The 16004-nt window shown below is 61.4% G+C and carries 15 protein-coding genes; 7 read left to right on the plus strand and 8 right to left on the minus strand.

The annotated features are described in order from the left end of the window. The first annotated feature begins 337 nt into the window (after positions 1–337). The 5 genes from AACY50_RS16705 to ycaC all read left to right on the plus strand — a co-directional run bounded on the left by AACY50_RS16705 (position 338) and on the right by ycaC (position 5098). A complete protein-coding gene (locus AACY50_RS16705) occupies positions 338–1261 on the plus strand; it encodes a LysR family transcriptional regulator (protein WP_221729543.1) in 924 nt (307 codons plus the stop codon). A gap of 236 nt (positions 1262–1497) precedes the next feature. Continuing rightward, a complete protein-coding gene (locus AACY50_RS16710) occupies positions 1498–1914 on the plus strand; it encodes a DoxX family protein (RefSeq protein ID WP_339538867.1) in 417 nt (138 codons plus the stop codon). Then, complete coding sequence (locus AACY50_RS16715; RefSeq protein WP_339495856.1) at positions 1907–2533, plus strand: antibiotic biosynthesis monooxygenase; 627 nt, start codon at positions 1907–1909, stop codon at positions 2531–2533. The genes AACY50_RS16710 and AACY50_RS16715 overlap by 8 nt, the downstream gene beginning before the upstream one ends. A gap of 30 nt (positions 2534–2563) precedes the next feature. Continuing rightward, positions 2564–4402, plus strand: coding sequence for an amidohydrolase (locus AACY50_RS16720; RefSeq protein ID WP_339465658.1), 1839 nt, complete (start codon positions 2564–2566; stop codon positions 4400–4402). Positions 4403–4471: 69 nt separating this feature from the next. Continuing rightward, positions 4472–5098, plus strand: coding sequence for an isochorismate family cysteine hydrolase YcaC (ycaC, locus tag AACY50_RS16725; RefSeq protein WP_339432525.1), 627 nt, complete (start codon positions 4472–4474; stop codon positions 5096–5098). A gap of 91 nt (positions 5099–5189) precedes the next feature. Here the strand turns inward: ycaC and AACY50_RS16730 are convergent, their stop codons facing one another. Next, positions 5190–6209, minus strand: a complete 1020-nt coding sequence (locus AACY50_RS16730) for an alpha/beta hydrolase (protein WP_339538868.1) — start codon at positions 6207–6209, stop codon at positions 5190–5192. A 160-nt stretch (positions 6210–6369) separates the two neighbouring features. On the opposite strand from AACY50_RS16730, the gene AACY50_RS16735 reads away from it, so the two are divergent. Further along, positions 6370–7269 (plus strand): LysR family transcriptional regulator, encoded by a 900-nt coding sequence (locus AACY50_RS16735; RefSeq protein WP_339432523.1) that lies wholly within the window; start codon positions 6370–6372, stop codon positions 7267–7269. A gap of 116 nt (positions 7270–7385) precedes the next feature. Then, positions 7386–8192 carry a class I SAM-dependent methyltransferase gene (locus tag AACY50_RS16740; protein WP_339432522.1) on the plus strand — a complete coding sequence of 269 codons (807 nt, stop codon included), beginning with the start codon at positions 7386–7388 and terminating at the stop codon, positions 8190–8192. A gap of 61 nt (positions 8193–8253) precedes the next feature. Here AACY50_RS16740 and AACY50_RS16745 read toward each other — a convergent pair whose 3' ends face one another. The 7 genes from AACY50_RS16745 to AACY50_RS16775 form a co-directional block, all read right to left on the minus strand. Then, positions 8254–8946 carry an N-acetyltransferase gene (locus AACY50_RS16745; protein ID WP_339538869.1) on the minus strand — a complete coding sequence of 231 codons (693 nt, stop codon included), beginning with the start codon at positions 8944–8946 and terminating at the stop codon, positions 8254–8256. 114 nt (positions 8947–9060) lie between these two features. After that, positions 9061–9852, minus strand: a complete 792-nt coding sequence (locus tag AACY50_RS16750; protein ID WP_339432520.1) for a ChbG/HpnK family deacetylase — start codon at positions 9850–9852, stop codon at positions 9061–9063. Continuing rightward, a complete protein-coding gene (locus tag AACY50_RS16755) occupies positions 9824–11008 on the minus strand; it encodes a GNAT family N-acetyltransferase (protein ID WP_339538870.1) in 1185 nt (394 codons plus the stop codon). Before AACY50_RS16755 ends, AACY50_RS16750 begins: the two co-directional genes overlap by 29 nt. A 4-nt stretch (positions 11009–11012) precedes the next feature. Next, positions 11013–11702, minus strand: coding sequence for an N-acetyltransferase (locus AACY50_RS16760; protein ID WP_339432518.1), 690 nt, complete (start codon positions 11700–11702; stop codon positions 11013–11015). A 67-nt stretch (positions 11703–11769) separates the two neighbouring features. Beyond that, positions 11770–13692, minus strand: a complete 1923-nt coding sequence (locus tag AACY50_RS16765; RefSeq protein ID WP_339538871.1) for a hypothetical protein — start codon at positions 13690–13692, stop codon at positions 11770–11772. After that, a complete protein-coding gene (locus tag AACY50_RS16770; RefSeq protein WP_339538872.1) occupies positions 13689–14996 on the minus strand; it encodes an oligosaccharide flippase family protein in 1308 nt (435 codons plus the stop codon). The genes AACY50_RS16765 and AACY50_RS16770 overlap by 4 nt, the downstream gene beginning before the upstream one ends. After that, positions 14993–15994, minus strand: coding sequence for a polysaccharide deacetylase family protein (locus AACY50_RS16775; protein WP_339538873.1), 1002 nt, complete (start codon positions 15992–15994; stop codon positions 14993–14995). The genes AACY50_RS16770 and AACY50_RS16775 overlap by 4 nt, the downstream gene beginning before the upstream one ends. Positions 15995–16004 lie beyond the last annotated feature (10 nt).

Genomic DNA, 16004 nt, shown 5'->3' on the forward strand with positions numbered 1-16004 from the left:
GGAACGCACGTTCGGCACTTTCCCCCAGGTCAAAAAAACAACGTTTCGCTGAGGGTTTCATTGTTGGGCGGGGCCAGAGGGCTGACGAGTTAAACGTTGTTAATTGCGCCGCGAAGCGTTGAACTCAGCACATCGCTGCAAGTCAGCCTGTGGCAGATCGGCGAAGATGATGAAGACGCCGGGCGCGTCCGCGTGTCCGCTGATGTTGGAGGCACGCAGAGTGGCTGTCGGGGATGTAAGGCCCTGACAAACCCGCCGCCAAAGTGCCGTTGATCGAGTAAAGTAAGTCGCACTCGCGCCTGACTGAACAAGACTTCCAAGTAAGGAACAGATGCTCATGAACCGTAACGATCTGCGTCGCGTCGACATGAACCTGCTGGTGATTTTCGAAGCCCTGATGTTCGAAAAAAACCTCACCCGGGTCGCGGAAAAACTGTTCATGGGTCAACCCGCCGTGAGCGCGGCGCTTGGTCGTTTGCGTGATCTGTTCGATGATCCGCTGCTGCTGCGCAACGGTCGCGCCATGGAGCCGACCGCCCGCGCCCTGGCCATTCTCAAGGAATTGCAACCGGCGATGGACGTCATTTCCGGCGCCGTCAGCCGGGCCAAGGAGTTCGAACCGGCGAGCAGTTGCGACGTGTTCCGCATCGGCCTGTCGGACGACGCCGAATTCGGTCTGTTTCCGCCGCTGTTGCGTAACCTCCAACAAGAGGCGCCGGGGATCGTTGTGGTCGTACGGCGTGCCAACTACCTGCTGATGCCGGCGTTGCTGGCCTCCGGCGAAATCTCCGTCGGCGTCAGCTACACCACCGACCTGCCGGCCAATGCCAAGCGCAAGAAGCTGCGCGACATCCCTTGCAAAGTCCTGCGCGGCGACGACCGCCCGGGGCCAATGACGCTGGACGAATACTGCGAGCGTCCGCATGCGATGGTGTCGTTCTCTGGCGATTTGAGCGGCAACATCGACCTGGATCTGGCCAAGCTCGGCCGTTGCCGTCGCGTGGTGCTCGGCGTGCCGCAATTCAGCGGCTTGCGCGCGTTGCTCGCCGGCACCGAAATGATCGCCACCGTGCCCGATTACGCCGCGTGCGCGCTGGTCGATGGCTGCGCTCTACGCGCTGAAGACCCGCCGTTCCCGATTGATGCCGCGCAACTGTCGATGGCCTGGAGCGGGGTGCATGACAACGACCCGGCCGAGCGCTGGCTGCGATCCAGGATCAGTCAGTTCATGTCGGCATCGCTGGACATCCCGCCCGCCTGACGCTGCACACCTTTCCTGAAAATGACACAACACCCTGTGGGAGCGGACTTGCTCGCGAAGACGTCGGATCAGCCAGCATCATCGTTGAATGACACAGCACTTTCGCGAGCAAGCTCCGGCAGGTCTCTTTAGTTCCTTTTGGTTTTTGCTCGATCTGAGAAGAGAGCACATCCATCCAATTTCTCCCCGCCCCGCATTGGCATTATTGAGTTCAATGACATTTAAAGGGTCGGGTCATGAATGCCTTGCAACGCGACGAACGGGCGCGCGACGTCGGTTTACTGTTTCTACGGATCAGCGGCGGTCTTTTTCTGCTGTGGGTGCACGGTTTGCCCAAGCTGCTGGACTTCACCGCGCAACTGCAACTGATCGAAGACCCGTTCCACCTCGGTGCCCACCTCACGCTGATTCTGGCGATCTTCGCCGAAGTCCTCTGTCCGCTGTTGATCGTCGCCGGTGTCCTGGCGCGATTGGCCTGCTTGCCTATTCTATTTGTGCTGCTGGTCGCGCTGTTGGTCGTGCATCCGCAATGGAGTGTGGCCCAAGGGCAGTTCGGCTGGTTGCTGTTGATCGTGTTTGCCACTGTGTTTATCGCCGGGCCGGGACGGCTGGCGCTCAATGTTCGCCTGCCCGGAGTGCTGCGTTATGCCTGATAGCCCCTTTCAGAATGCACCCGGGAGCGATGAGATTGTCACGCTGATCGTCAAGCATCGGGTCAAGGCCGGTTTTGAAAAGCCCTATGAGGCCTGGTTGCGCAATATCGTCAGTGTGGCGGGGCGCAGCGACGGGCATCTGGGGGTCGATGTGATGCGCAGCAAGCATGGCGGGCTGGATCTGTTCACCTGCGTGCTGCGGTTTTGCTCGACCGAGGCGATGCAGCGCTGGCTCGACTCTGAGCAACGCCAGGCCCTGATCAATGAAGCCGCACCGATGCTCGCCGACGGCGACCAGACCGAAGTCGCACCGATCAACGAGTTCTGGTTCTCCCCACTGGCCGATGCCGCGTCACCGCCACCGCGCTGGAAACAAGCGGTCATCACATTGCTGGTGATTCTGCCGCACACCTTGCTCGTGCCGCTGATCTGGGGGCCGCTGCTCAAGCTGCATCCGCTGCTTTCCAACTACGTGGTGGCCACGTTCCTGATCACCCTGACCATCGTCGTGTCAGTGGTGTACGTGTTCATGCCCCGCGTGACCCGTTTGTTCGCGCCGTGGCTGGAAGCCAGTCAGGCCCATGAACACATTGACCCCGACGAACACCCGTCACGCTGAACCCCATTCACTTTTGTCGAAGGAACTGCGATGAACGCTGATCTGATTCTGTTCAATGGCCAATTTCATACCGTAGACCGAACCAAACCGCTGGCCAGCGCCGTGGCGATCAAGGACGGTCGCTTCGTGGTCGTCGGTAACGACACCCAAGCCATGGCCCTGCGCGGCTCGGCCACACAAGTGGTCGACATGCACGGGCGCTGCGTCATCCCCGGTCTCAATGACTCGCACTTGCACCTGATCCGTGGTGGTTTGAACTACAACCTCGAACTGCGCTGGGAGGGCGTGCCATCGCTGGCCGATGCGCTGCGCATGCTCAAGGAGCAGGCCGACCGCACACCGACCCCGCAATGGGTACGCGTGGTCGGCGGCTGGAACGAATTCCAGTTCGCCGAAAAACGCATGCCGACCCTTGAAGAACTCAACCAGGCCGCGCCGGACACCCCGGTGTTTGTCCTGCACCTGTACGACCGCGCCTTGCTCAACCGCGCCGCGTTGCGTGTGGCCGGTTACACCCGCGACACGCCCAACCCGCCGGGTGGCGAGATCGTGCGCGATGCCAACGGCAACCCGACCGGCATGCTGGTGGCAAAACCCAACGCGATGATTCTGTACTCGACCCTGGCCAAGGGGCCGAAGCTGCCACTGGAATATCAGGTCAACTCGACCCGCCAGTTCATGCGTGAACTCAATCGCCTCGGCCTGACCAGCGCCATCGATGCCGGCGGCGGTTTCCAGAACTACCCGGACGATTACCAAGTGATCGAGCAGTTGGCCAAAGACGACCAACTGACCGTGCGCATCGCCTACAACCTGTTCACCCAGAAACCGAAAGAAGAGCTGACCGATTTCCAGAACTGGACCGGCAGCGTAAAGTTGCACCAGGGCGACGACTTCCTGCGGCACAACGGCGCCGGCGAGATGCTGGTGTTTTCGGCGGCGGACTTCGAAGACTTCCTCGAACCGCGCCCGGACCTGCCGCAAACCATGGAACAGGAACTCGAACCGGTGGTGCGTCACCTGGTCGAGCAGCGCTGGCCGTTCCGTCTGCACGCCACCTACAACGAATCGATCAGCCGCATGCTCGACGTGTTCGAGAAGGTCAACCGCGACATTCCGTTCAATGGTCTGCCGTGGTTCTTCGACCACGCCGAAACCATCACCGCGCAGAACATCGAACGCGTAAAAGCGCTGGGCGGTGGCATCGCGATTCAGGATCGCATGGCGTTCCAGGGTGAGTATTTCGTCGACCGCTACGGCAAGCAGGCCGCTGAAGCCACACCACCGATCAAACGCATGCTCGCCGAAGGTGTGCCGGTTGGCGCGGGCACTGACGCAACACGGGTATCGAGCTACAACCCATGGACGTCGCTGTACTGGATGGTCAGCGGTCGCACCGTCGGTGGCCTGGCCTTGTACGAGGAAGGTTTGCCGCGCACCACCGCGCTGGAGCTGTTCACCCACGGCAGCGCCTGGTTCTCGTCCGAGCAGGGCAAGAAAGGCCAGATCAAGGTCGGACAACTGGCGGATCTGGCGGCGCTGAGCGCCGACTTCTTCCACGTCGAAGAAGAAGCCATCAAGTGGATCGAGTCAGTGCTGACCGTGGTCGGCGGCAAGATCGTTTACGCCGCAGGCGACTTCCAGGACCTCGGCCCGGCCAGCGTGCCGGTGCTGCCGGACTGGTCGCCGGTGGCGAAAGTCCCGGGCCACTGGCGCCAGAACGCGCCATTGCAGGCGCAAGTACACCAGTGCGTCGGCGCGTGCGCCGTGCACTCGCACAGCCATGAAAAGGCCCGCCTGTCGAACGCACCGGTCAGCGATTTCGCCGGTTTCTGGGGCGCGTTCGGTTGTTCCTGCTTCGCGTTCTGATCCTTACAACAAAGCGCCGACCCCGACGGTCGGCGTCTCACGCAACAACCATCCACCGAGGAGTTTCACATGAGCAACGTTCCTTACTCGCGCCTGAACAAAGACGATGCCGTCGTGTTGTTGGTCGATCACCAGACCGGTCTGATCTCGCTGGTGCAGGATTTCTCGCCGAACGAATTCAAGAACAACGTGCTGGCACTGGGCGACATCGCCAAGTTCTTCAAACTGCCGACCATCCTGACCACCAGTTTCGATGCCGGCCCCAACGGCCCGCTCGTGCCTGAACTGCTTGAACAATTCCCGGATGCGCCATTCATTCAGCGTCCAGGTCAGATCAATGCCTGGGACAACGAAGATTTCGTCAAGGCGATCAAGGCCACCGGTCGCAAGCAACTGATCATCGCTGGCGTGGTGACCGACGTTTGCGTGGCATTCCCGACCCTGTCGGCGATTGCTGAAGGCTATGAAGTGTTTGTGGTGACCGATTCATCCGGCACCTTCAACACCACCGTGCAGCAAGCGGCATGGGCACGCATGTCGGCCGCCGGCGCACACCTGATGAACTGGTTCGCCGTGGCTTGCGAGCTGCAAGGTGACTGGCGCAACGACATGGAAGGCTTGGCACATTTGCTCTCGGAACGCCTGCCGAACTACCGCAACTTGATCAACAGCTATACCAAGTTCACGGCCAAGTGATGAACTGAAAAATGCCCGCAAATTTGCGGGCATTTTTGTCTCTTCGCCGCCGCAAAACTGCGTTGGCAAACGTTGTGGCGAGAGATTTCGCTTAGTTCAGATGAGTCTTGAGTTCAGCCGCTGCCTGACGTACTGCAGCCTTCACCTCAGGAATCTGACTCAGCGGGTTGAGCAGCCCGAAGTCATGAATCATCCCGTTGTAACGCACGGCGGTCACCGGCACACCCGCTGCATCCAGATGCCGCGCATAGCCTTCGCCTTCATCACGCAACACGTCGAATTCGGCAGTCTGCACCAATGCAGCGGGCAAACCCTTGAGTTGTTCGGCGCTGGCATTCAAGGGCGAGGCGTGGATCTGTGCACGTTCGGCCGAGCGGGTGGTGTAGTTGTCCCAGAACCACTGCATCATGTTTTTGGTCAGGAAGTGGCCCTCGGCAAACTGCTGGTACGAACCGTCGTCGAATTGTGCGTTGGTCACCGGCCACATCAGCAACTGGAAACGCAGGGCCGGGGTTTTCTGTTCCTTGGCCATTAACGCTACGACCGCCGCCATGTTGCCGCCGACGCTGTTGCCGGCCACCGCCAGACGCTTGCCGTCGACGCCGATGTCCTTGCCGTGCTCAGCCACCCATTTCGTGGCGACGTACGCCTGGTTGATTGCGGTCGGGTACTGCGCTTCCGGCGACGGCGTGTAATCGACGTACACCGCGACGGCGCCGGAGCCCACCACCAAGTCACGAATCAGGCGCTGGTGCGTCGGGAAGTCCCCCAACACCCAGCCGCCACCGTGGAAGAACATGAACACCGGCAACTCGCCTTTGACCTTGGCCGGACGCACCACTTTCAGGTTGATGGTCTGACCGTCGACGTTGATGGCCTTGTCGCTGACTTCCACGCCGGACAGATCAACCTTCACCGAAGCCTGTGCGCCGGTCAGCACGGCACGGGCGTCTTTCGGGCTCAGTTGCTCAAGCGGTTTGCCACCGCCAGCCGCGAGGGCTTCGAGGAAGGCTTGAGTGTTGTGTTCGACGCCGGGGCTGCCCGCGGCAAACGCGTTGCCGATGGAAAGAGCGAGGAGCGAAGCGGTCAGGGTTTTCTTGACGAGGGTCATGGTGGAAATCCTTTTGAATGTTTTTAGGGTCTGTGCCTTGATGGCGGGCTGCTGTGGCACTGGGGTTCAGGCCTCAGCAACACCGTGAGCACAGATTAGTGGGGTGCCGAACAGCGAAAAAGCGGCTATAAAGCGTTTAACTGTCCACCAGAGAGTGACAATGAACCCGTTCGAAGACATGCGTATTTTTTGCCAGGTCATGGACTCCGGCAGCTTCACCGCAGCGGCCGATCAGTTGGGCCTGTCCAAGCAGTTCGTCAGCCGTCGGTTGATGCAATTGGAAGAGCGCCTTGGCGTGCGCTTGTTGAACCGCTCGACCCGGCGCCTGGACGTCACGCCGCTGGGCCAGAGCTATTACGAGTCGGCGCTGCGGCTGCTCGGCGAAGTCGAGCAAGTGGAGCAGAGCATCGCCGGACAAACCGCCGAGCCGCGCGGGACGATTCGCCTCAGTGCACCGCTGTCGTTTGCCGTGGCGCATCTTGGATGCCTGCTGCCGGTGTTTTTGCAGCGCTATCGTGAAGTGACGGTGGAAGTGGATCTGAGTGATCGCCCCGTTGACTTGCTGGGCGAGGGTTACGATCTGGCGCTACGCATTGGCGTGCTGGAAGACTCGACCCTGATCGCCCGTCGCATCGCCTCCATCGAGCGGGTGTACTGCGCCAGCCCCGCATACCTCACCGAACGTGGCACGCCGCTCAGCCCTGAAGATTTGCACAGCCACGACTGCCTGCCTTATGGGCACGGCCGCTCGGTGCAGTGGCGGTTCAATGCCGGGCAAGGCAAGCCGGTGTTGGTCAACGTCACCGGACGGATGCGCGTGAACAACGGCGAGTTGCTCAGGGACGCGGCGGTGCAGGGGATGGGGATCACTTACCTGCCAACGTTCATTGTCGGCGCGGCGCTGAAGGACGGGCGACTGGTGCCCGTACTGGATGACCTGCGGCCCGAGCCGCTGACGTTGTCGGCGGTGTATCCGCAGCATCGTCAGGCCTCGCGCCCAGTGCAGGCGCTGATCGAGTTTTTGCGTGAGCGCCTCAATCAAGGCAACGTCGCTCTCTAAGCTCACGCAAATGGAAATGTGGGAGCGGGCGACGGCTTACAAAGTCGCAACAACCACAATTGCCTGGCTGATCTAGACTCCGACCGCTCAATCAAGCGCATCGTGCGGAGTACGCCATGGAAGTGCCGAACAATAAGAACGCTATCGAAAGCAATCGTCAGGCGTGGAACGATTCCGCCCGCCACCATCAGGACTCCCCTGACTGGCAGGCGCTGCTGACTGACGTCGCACAGGCAGGTTTCTCGTGCCTCGACGACACACTGCGCGGGTTGCTGGAACAGGTCGGCGTTGACGGTAAAGATGTGATTCAACTGGGCTGCAACAACGGTCGCGAAAGTCTCTCGCTGTTCGCACTCGGTGCGCGGAATGTGGTGGGTGTGGATCAGTCGAGCGCGTTTCTCGATCAGGCCCGCGAGCTGAACAGCCGTTCAGCGCACAACGCCGAATTCGTTGAATGCGATATCCATCACCTGCCGGCGTCGTTGCAAAACCGCTTCGACGTAGCGTTGATCACCATCGGCGTACTGAACTGGATGCCGGACATCGGCGAATTCTTGCGCCACGTCGCACAGACCCTGAAACCGGGCGGGAAACTGGTGATCTACGAAACCCATCCGTTTCTGGAAATGGTCGATCCTGACGCCGAGGACCCGTTCCGCCTCGCCAGCTCCTACTTCCGCGCCGAACCGTTTGTGCAGCAAGAGCCCATCGTCTACGTCGGCAAGGTCGAGCAACCGGCGGCGAAGTCGTACTGGTTCGTGCACACCCTCGGCGCGATCTTCAGCGGCGCCATCGGGGCAGGGCTGAACATCGCGCACTTCAAGGAGTATGCGCATTCGAATCGGGAAGAACTGTACGACCGGTACCTGAATCAAGAGGCGCAGTTGCCGTTGTGTTTCACCCTGGTTGCCAGCAAGAGCTGACGCTGTCGCAGCCACTGGCCGCGAAGGCGGCACCAAAGCCGCCACACCTTTTGGGGTTGATTCAAGTCTGCGCCGCCGCACTCACCACTGGCCGCCCCGGTTTGCGCAGTAGCTCCAGGCGTGAGCCCTCGTAGCGGGTCTCACGGAAGAACCGCCACCGCCCAAACAAGCAGTAGAGGTGCGTCACGCGGCCCTGTTCTTGATAGCCCATACGAATGTGCAGTTTCATTGCCGGGATGTTGCGGGTTTCGCAGACGTCGACGACTTTGTTACAGCCCTGGGCGGCCATGGCTTCCCACAACGCCACTTGCACGTCCACCGACAGGCTGCTGCCGAAATAGGCGCGGGTCATTTCGCCGCCGAATTCGAAGAACTCGCCGGGTTTGACCGGGAAGTTGCAGCCGTAATAGTGGCGGTCGTGATAGTCGCGAATGCTGCCCCAGATGAACGCCACCGCGTGACCGTCGGCGTCGAGGTACATGTGCCCGGTGTGACCTTCGGCGGCGAGTTCGGCCATGGTCGCCACGCGGTCACCAAAATGCTTGGCAAACACGCCGGCATTGTGCGGTGTGATATCGACTTTGCGCAGGCCCTCATAGGGGCGCAGCTTGTGCGGTGGCACCGGGCTGACCAGGTCACGTTCCATCCACAACAGTTCCCAATGGAAGAACACGTAGCGTTTCCACAACGTGCCGACGGTGTGGCTCAGGCCTTTTTGCTTGATGCGTTCACGCAGTTTTCCGATAACGTTCATGATGCCCTCTATGGCCGAAGCCCAGTGTTGTGGATGTCACTTTTTATGTTTATAGATCAAGCCCTTACATGCCTTTCAGAGTGCCATTTTCGAAAATGTTGAAACGTATGCAAGTCAATCGAGTGCCGTGGCACCGCTTGGAAAGTCCTTGTTCAGGTCGGCGTAGCAAACCCGTGGAACGCCCATCAGCCGCTGCGCTAACACGCGGCTCAGGGATTCGCCGGGGTTGAGATACGCGTCACCAAAGTCGGCCCCGAGTTGAGTCGGATGGGCGACGATTTCCAGTACGCCGTCGGTCGGCGAGCTGCCGTTGCGCAAATCCACGGGGGTGCACACGTAGTCCGCCGTTGCGCCGGCCAGACGCTGCAAACGCCAATTGAGCCAACCTTTGAAAACGCGTTTGGGCAGATTGAGGTTTTGCCCCAGATTGCGCGCCAACCGAATCGGTACACCGTGATGCGCAGCGAAGCGCGCGACGATCTCGCCAATCGGCAAAATGTTGTGCACATGCTGGTGCGAGTCGATGTGACTGGGACGCACGCCATGATCGACGCAGCGTTGCCACTGCGCCTGCAATTCTTCATGCACCGCCTCACGGTCTTCGCGACTGAGCCACAAACGGTGGCGCGGCAGGTTGAGGTCGAATACGCCATGGCTGTCGCAGAACGTTCGGCGCTCCACAATCGTCCGGCTCAGCGGTCGCCCGTAAGTCAGGTTGAAGTGCAGCCCGACCCGGCCCTCAAGCAAGGGCTGCCGAGCCATGGTGCACGCGGCTTCGAACGCTGGCATGTTGGCCATGGCGGTGGCGGAACTGATGACCCCGGCCTGAAACGCCGCGAAGATCACCGCGTTTTCGTTCGGGCTGAGGCCGAAATCGTCAGCGTTGACTATGACTTGGCGAGGCATGTTCGCCCTCCGTGGTGATCGCGACAGGTTTGACGACAGGTGCAGGTTTGGCCGCACGTTTTGCCCGCCACCGTTGCAATGGCGGTTTGAGCCGGTGCCAGACGCGTAATGCCAGACCCAGCGCCAGGCCACTCGGGCGCCAGGAATAGAAACTCCAGCGCCAGTGTTCCAGTTGCCCGGTCATGCGTTCGTGCAGTTGGTGGCTGGAGTTTTCCAGGCTGACCCGTGAGGCATCGATCCAGCGCCAGTGGTCGTCCAGGCCCCAGCGAATCCATTCCTCCAGCAGCACCCGGCCGCTGCCCAGATCGGCGTATTGCGGCAGGAAGGCGAGGTTGTAATCGTAGAGCCGGCCCTGTTCGAGCAAGCCCAGGCGATAGCTGATGCAGCGCCCGTTCAACTCCAGCGTCACCACCCGCACCAAGCCTTGGCCGGCGAGGGCAATGAAAGCACGCTCGATCAGATGGCGACTGCGTTCGCTGGCGAAGATCCCGACGCCTTCGTCGCCTTTCCAACTGACCGCTTCGACTTCGCCGATGACCTGCAACAGCGGACCCATGCTGATCGCGTCCGGAATGATCCGCCGTACCTGAGCCCCGCACGCGGCGATGCGCTTGCGAGCCCGGCGCAGTTTGTAGCGTGGATCGCCGGACACTTCCTGATGATCCGCCTCGCTGATCAGGTGCACAGGCGCCCGACAACTGAGCCGTCGCTCGCCCGCAGAGCTGTGTGCCATCCATTCGGTGAGGCTACTTTCCTCACCGGCCGGCTCCGAGAGTTCGTTGAGCTGAAGCAGTGCATGGGGCAGGCGTTGGCGAATCAATACAAGGGCCTTGCGCATGTCCTCGCCGGCCAGCAAAGAGAGCAGGGCCAAGCGATCAGCCAACGGATAACCCAAGTGGTGCAACACCCGAAACCGCAACCCGGCGAAGCGCTCACGACTCGCCACCAGCGGTAGGCACAGACGCAATTGATCCGCCTCCCATCCCAGCAGGATGTGCAGGCGCTCACCCTCGCCAAGGGCCTGCTCGGCCGCACACAACCAGCCAAGGTTGTTGAACGGCGTGCGGTCCGTCACGCGCAGGCGCAGCGCTTCATACGCTGTTGCCGGAAAGTCGGCGGCGCACAATGAAGTACGCCATTCGAATCGCGTCGCCATGGGCTCAGGCCGCCGTTACTGTGACGGGTGGACGGGAAGGTTTGCGTAGCGCTTCCAGGCGCGAACCGCTGTAGCGGGTTTCGCGGTAGAAGTTCCAGCGACCGAACAGGGTGTAAATGTTCATGATCCGGTGTTGCTCGGTGTAGCCCATGCGCAGGTGCAGTTTGAGCGCCGGGATGTTGTGGAATTCGCAGACGTCCACGACCTTGTTGCAGCCCTGGGCGGCCATGGCTTTCCACAGCGCCAGTTGCAGATCCACCGACAGTTCGCTGCCCCAGTAGGCTCGGGTCAGTTCGCCGCCGAATTCGAAGAACTCGCCGGGTTTCACCGGGAACAGACAGCCGTAGTAATGCCGGTCGAGATAGTCCCGCGCGGTGCCCCAGATGAACGCCACGGCGTCGCCCTGATCGTCCAGGTGCATGTGCCCGGTGTGGCCTTCTCTGGCCAGTTCGGCCATGGTGCCGACGCGGTCGCCAAAGTAGCGGGCAAAGGCACTGGTGTTGTCCGGCGTGATTTTCACCACCCGCAGCGGCGGGTAGGGTTTGAGGTTGTGCGGGGGGACGGGACTGACCAGATCACGCTCCATCCACAGCAATTCCTGATGAAAGAATACGTAGTGCTTCCAGGCCTTGCCGAAGGTGGCGCGCAGGCCTTTTTGTCTGATGTGTTCGCTGAGTTTTTGCACAATGTTCATGGTCTTGACTCCTGATGACGATGCATCGCGTGGCCCAGGCCAACGCGGCGGAACATCAAAGGACGGTTCATGACGCTCTCCAGCGGAGCGAGAACAGGGTTTGCCCCGGCAGGTCGAAGCGCACGCGTCCGTCCTTGCAGGCAAACGGCGCATCGCGGCTGCGGTTGTCGGCGCCGAAGTAGCGCAAGGCGCCATTGTTCAGCGGACACTGGGTGCCGCTCAGGTCTACACGTTGCAGGCGGGTGCCTTTGTTGACGCCCAGCAAGCCACGCTGCTCATCGCTGGACATCGCCAGCACGTCGACTTCAAACCCATCGTTGTCCAGCGCCAGGACGTTATGCAGCCAGTGTTGCGCGATGAATTGCTGGGCCAGACCCACTGGTTTGAGTTCGAAGCGTTGTTCATCGGCCGAGACGCGCAGCATGCCTTTGGGGTACTGCGGTTCATCGGCGGCCTGGAACCAGTTGAGCATGCTCAGCAAGCCGTCCTGGGAGGCGTTGATCACCACCGACGCCCACCACAGCGCGGCGTAATGGGTTTCCTGATCGTAGGGGCTGAGGCTGGAGCCGCTGGACAAATTGGTCTGATCGAGCAGCAAGGCTTTGCGTGGCTGGCCTTTGTCGTCGAGGCCAACGAGTTCGGCGGCGCGGCGTACGCTGTCGCGGTAGACGCGGGTGGCTAGCAGGTCGCGAATCATCCATTCGTGCCACGCCAAGGCGTCGACCTGATCGCCGGATTCGCTCAGCAAGCGCCGTGCCCAATCGATACCACGCTTGTCTGCCGCGTTGTCAGCGAACGGCCCGTTGACCAGCCGCGAACTGGCCGGCATGGCGATACGCACGCCAGCCTTGGCGTTCGCCGGGTCGCTGCGCACCTGCCGGGCCATGCTGGCGAAGATCGCCTGATACTGCGCGTAGCTGGAGTAGTTGAGGTTCGGTTCGTCGGCAAACCCGATGTAGTGGGTGCCTTTGCCGCCTAGCGTGCGGGTACTGGCGAGCCACGCATCAAGGCCGCTGTTGCTTTGTACGTCGGCGCGCAGATCAGCCTGACGCTGGCTGCCGGCGAGCAAGGTGATGTCCTGCTGGATGCCGAAACGATCCTGATAGAACTGACGGAACGCGTCCTCGAAATGCCGGTTCTTCGCCGTCACATCAACAAAGCTGTAGTAACTGGCGGCAGTGGGTTTCAGCGCATCGAGGGCGGCATAGCTGGTGGTGGGCGGCATCACATAGGGCAGGGCGATGCCCAGATCCGGCGTGCGCCCGAGCACTTTGTCGTGCAGGGTCAAGCGGGTCTGGCCGACGTCTTCGCGCAGCGGTTTGAGCTGTTGTGGATTCTGTGCAAACAGATTGGCCGTGCCGTCGAGCCAGAATGCGGCTTTGCCGCTGCCTTGCAGGCGCAGGCGCCAGACTTGTTCACGCTCACTGACCGGCAGCGCGACCTGATCGAACTGCCAATAGGCGCGGTACGGTTTCAGGGCCAGCGTCAGTGCCTGACCATCACCCACCCGTTGCGCCTGCAGCGCACTGACGCCGCCATGAAATTTACCGGCCAGCACCGCGCGCTCACCGGGCGCGACCTTGAAATACAACATGTCGCCGTTCTGGGCTTGAACGCTGAAGTGCACTTTGGCCGGGGCGAACAGCGCGACCGTGTGTTCATCGTGTTCTATCCGGTAATTGCGGAAGCTGTAGCCGGGGATTTCCAGTCGATAGCTGGCGGCGCCGGGCGCCAGACTCCAGCGCTGGCTACCACGGGTTTCACTGGCCTTGATGAACCTGTCACCTTGCAGTTTGCCTTGGCCGTCGAGCAGGTACAGATGCTCTTCGTTGGCATCCGCTTGCCACGCCGGGGTCCAGCGCACGATCACGTTGTCGGGTTGATCGGTTTGCAGGTACAGGCTGGCGTCGCGGATTTCGCCCCAACGCATCGACGCCGCGAAGGCGTCCAGCGAGAGGCCGAGACCGAACAGCAGGGCCAGGCCTTTCATGCGGCTTTGCGACGTTGCAGCATCAACCACATCGGGGTGATGTCGCTGGGCAGGATGATCAGGGTTTGCCAGAACGGCACGCCGCTCAGACGGCAGTACAACACCAGCATCGCCACCGTGACGGCGAGATAGGCAATCGACGAAGCCGCCGCTGCGCCGACAATCCCGTAGGCCGGAATCAACACCAGGTTCAGCGCCAGATTGAGCAAGGCCCCCAGCCCCATCAGCAAGGACACCGTGCCGGGGCGATTTTTGCCCAGCAAGTCCAGACGCAGAATGCTCGCATAGCACAAACCCAACAGCCCCGGCAGTAACGCGAGCAGCGCCGGATAGGCCGGTTGGTAGGCGATGCCGAACAGGGTGACGATCAGCCAATTGCCGATCACCGCCATGCTCAGGCATGCGCCGAGCATCACCGTTGCGGTCAGGCGTAGCGCCAGCGGGGTGACTTTGTCCATGCCTTCGTCCTGTTGCAGCAGGCGTTTCATCAACGGCGTGGTCACCGCTTCCGGGACGATCAGCAGCAGTTCGGCGGCGGCGCTGGCCATGGCGTAATGACCCAGCGCGGTGCTGCCGAGCAGGGCGCCGATGAACAAATAATCCGAGCGCAAAATCACTTGCTGGAACAACAGGTCGGGATGGCTGCGGGCGCTGTAACGCAGCAGCTCTTTCTGGCTGGCGCGATCCCATTGCAGTTGCAACGGTTGCGCCCGTTTGAGCCAGACCCAACCGACCAGCACCACCAGGCTGATCCCGGCCAGCCAACTGATCAGTGCCGCTTCAAGGGCGGCGCTTTTCCACATCCAGAAAAGCCCGAGAAACATCAGCAGCGGTGCCAGCGACTCCACCAGGCGCAAGGCATTGAATGCGACCACGCCGCCGGACGCGTTGTGCAACGTCAACAAGCCGCTTTTCAACACCGTCAGCGGCACTGCCAACAGCAACAGCCAGGCGAGCAGGCCAAGCTGCGTGGTCACATCCAGTTCACCGCCAAACTCGCGCACCAGCGCGACCACCAGCAGGGTTAACAGCGCCGCCAGCAAGCATCCGAAAACCAGCACCTGACTGAGCAACACCCCCATCGGCCTTTGTTTGGCGGCCTGATAACCGACCGCCGAATTCAGCCCGCCACTGGTGGCCGCGCTGATCAGGTCGGGCAAGGTGCTGAGCAATGCAAACAGCCCGCGTTCACTCGGCCCGAGGATCCGCGCCAGCAGCACGTTGCGCAGTAAACGCAAGGCGATCATCGCCAGTTTGGTGCCCATGCTCAGCGCCAAGTGCTTGAGGTAGCGGCCTCGGCTCATGGTCGTGCTCCGCGAAATATCCGCCACGACAGCAGTTGCGGATTGCGCGCCGTGCGCTGACTGACACCGAAACGCGGCAGGTTCAGCGGATCGCCTTCACCGCGATAGAGGCCGGTGCTGGTGCCCAGCGCAAACGGATAATCGTGATCGGCAACCTGCTTGCGCACGCGCTCGTCGTTGTCGCCGTTGGGGTAGCAATACACCGGCAGCGGCCGGTTGCAGCCGTTGTGCAAGGCATCGCGGCTGCGGCTGATTTCTTCGCTCAGGCGCACATCGTCAAGGCCGGTAAGGATCGCGTGACTGGCGCCGTGGGGGCCGAAACGCACCAGACCTGAGGCTTCCATCGCGCGCACCTGATGCCAGTCCAGTGCCTGCGGTTGCGATTCTTGCGGGCACTCATCGGTCAGGCGTTCAAGTTCTTGCGGTGCCAGTGTCTTGAGCCCTTGCAGGTAATGCAGCAGTGCCAGGCTGCGCCGATCGACATCAATGTCATCGAGCAACACGGGCAGCGGATGGCCCGTGGCATGCAAGCGCTCGATCAAATGCATCCGCGCCTTGTCGCCGTGGCTGCCCCACAGGGTTTCGCCCACGGCCTCCCACCAAAAACGTTGACGGCTGCCGATGAAATCGGTCGAAAGGAAAATGCTCGCCGGCACCTGGTGTTTTTGCAGCAGCGGGAAGGCGTTGACCGCGTTGTCGCGCCAGCCGTCGTCGAAGGTCAACGCCACCCTTGGGCGCTCGGTGTGCAGCGAATTGGGCTGAAGGATTTCCATCAGCGGTACGCATTCGAAGTGGCGACGCAGCCACACCAGCCAATGCTCGAAGGCCTTGGGCCCGACGCACAGCTCATTGCGGTGGGGCAGGTCGGCGGCGCGGTCGTTGGACAGCACCCGGTGCAACATCAGAATCACCCCGGCGCCCTGCAACTGGTTTCGGCCCACGGACGAGTTGAGATAGAGCCAGCCACTGGTGCTTTTTATCAATTGTTTGATCGCCATGGCTTCGGTC

It is taken from the genome of Pseudomonas sp. RA_15y_Pfl2_54 (genome assembly GCF_963971015.1).
Classification (GTDB): domain Bacteria; phylum Pseudomonadota; class Gammaproteobacteria; order Pseudomonadales; family Pseudomonadaceae; genus Aquipseudomonas; species Aquipseudomonas baetica_A.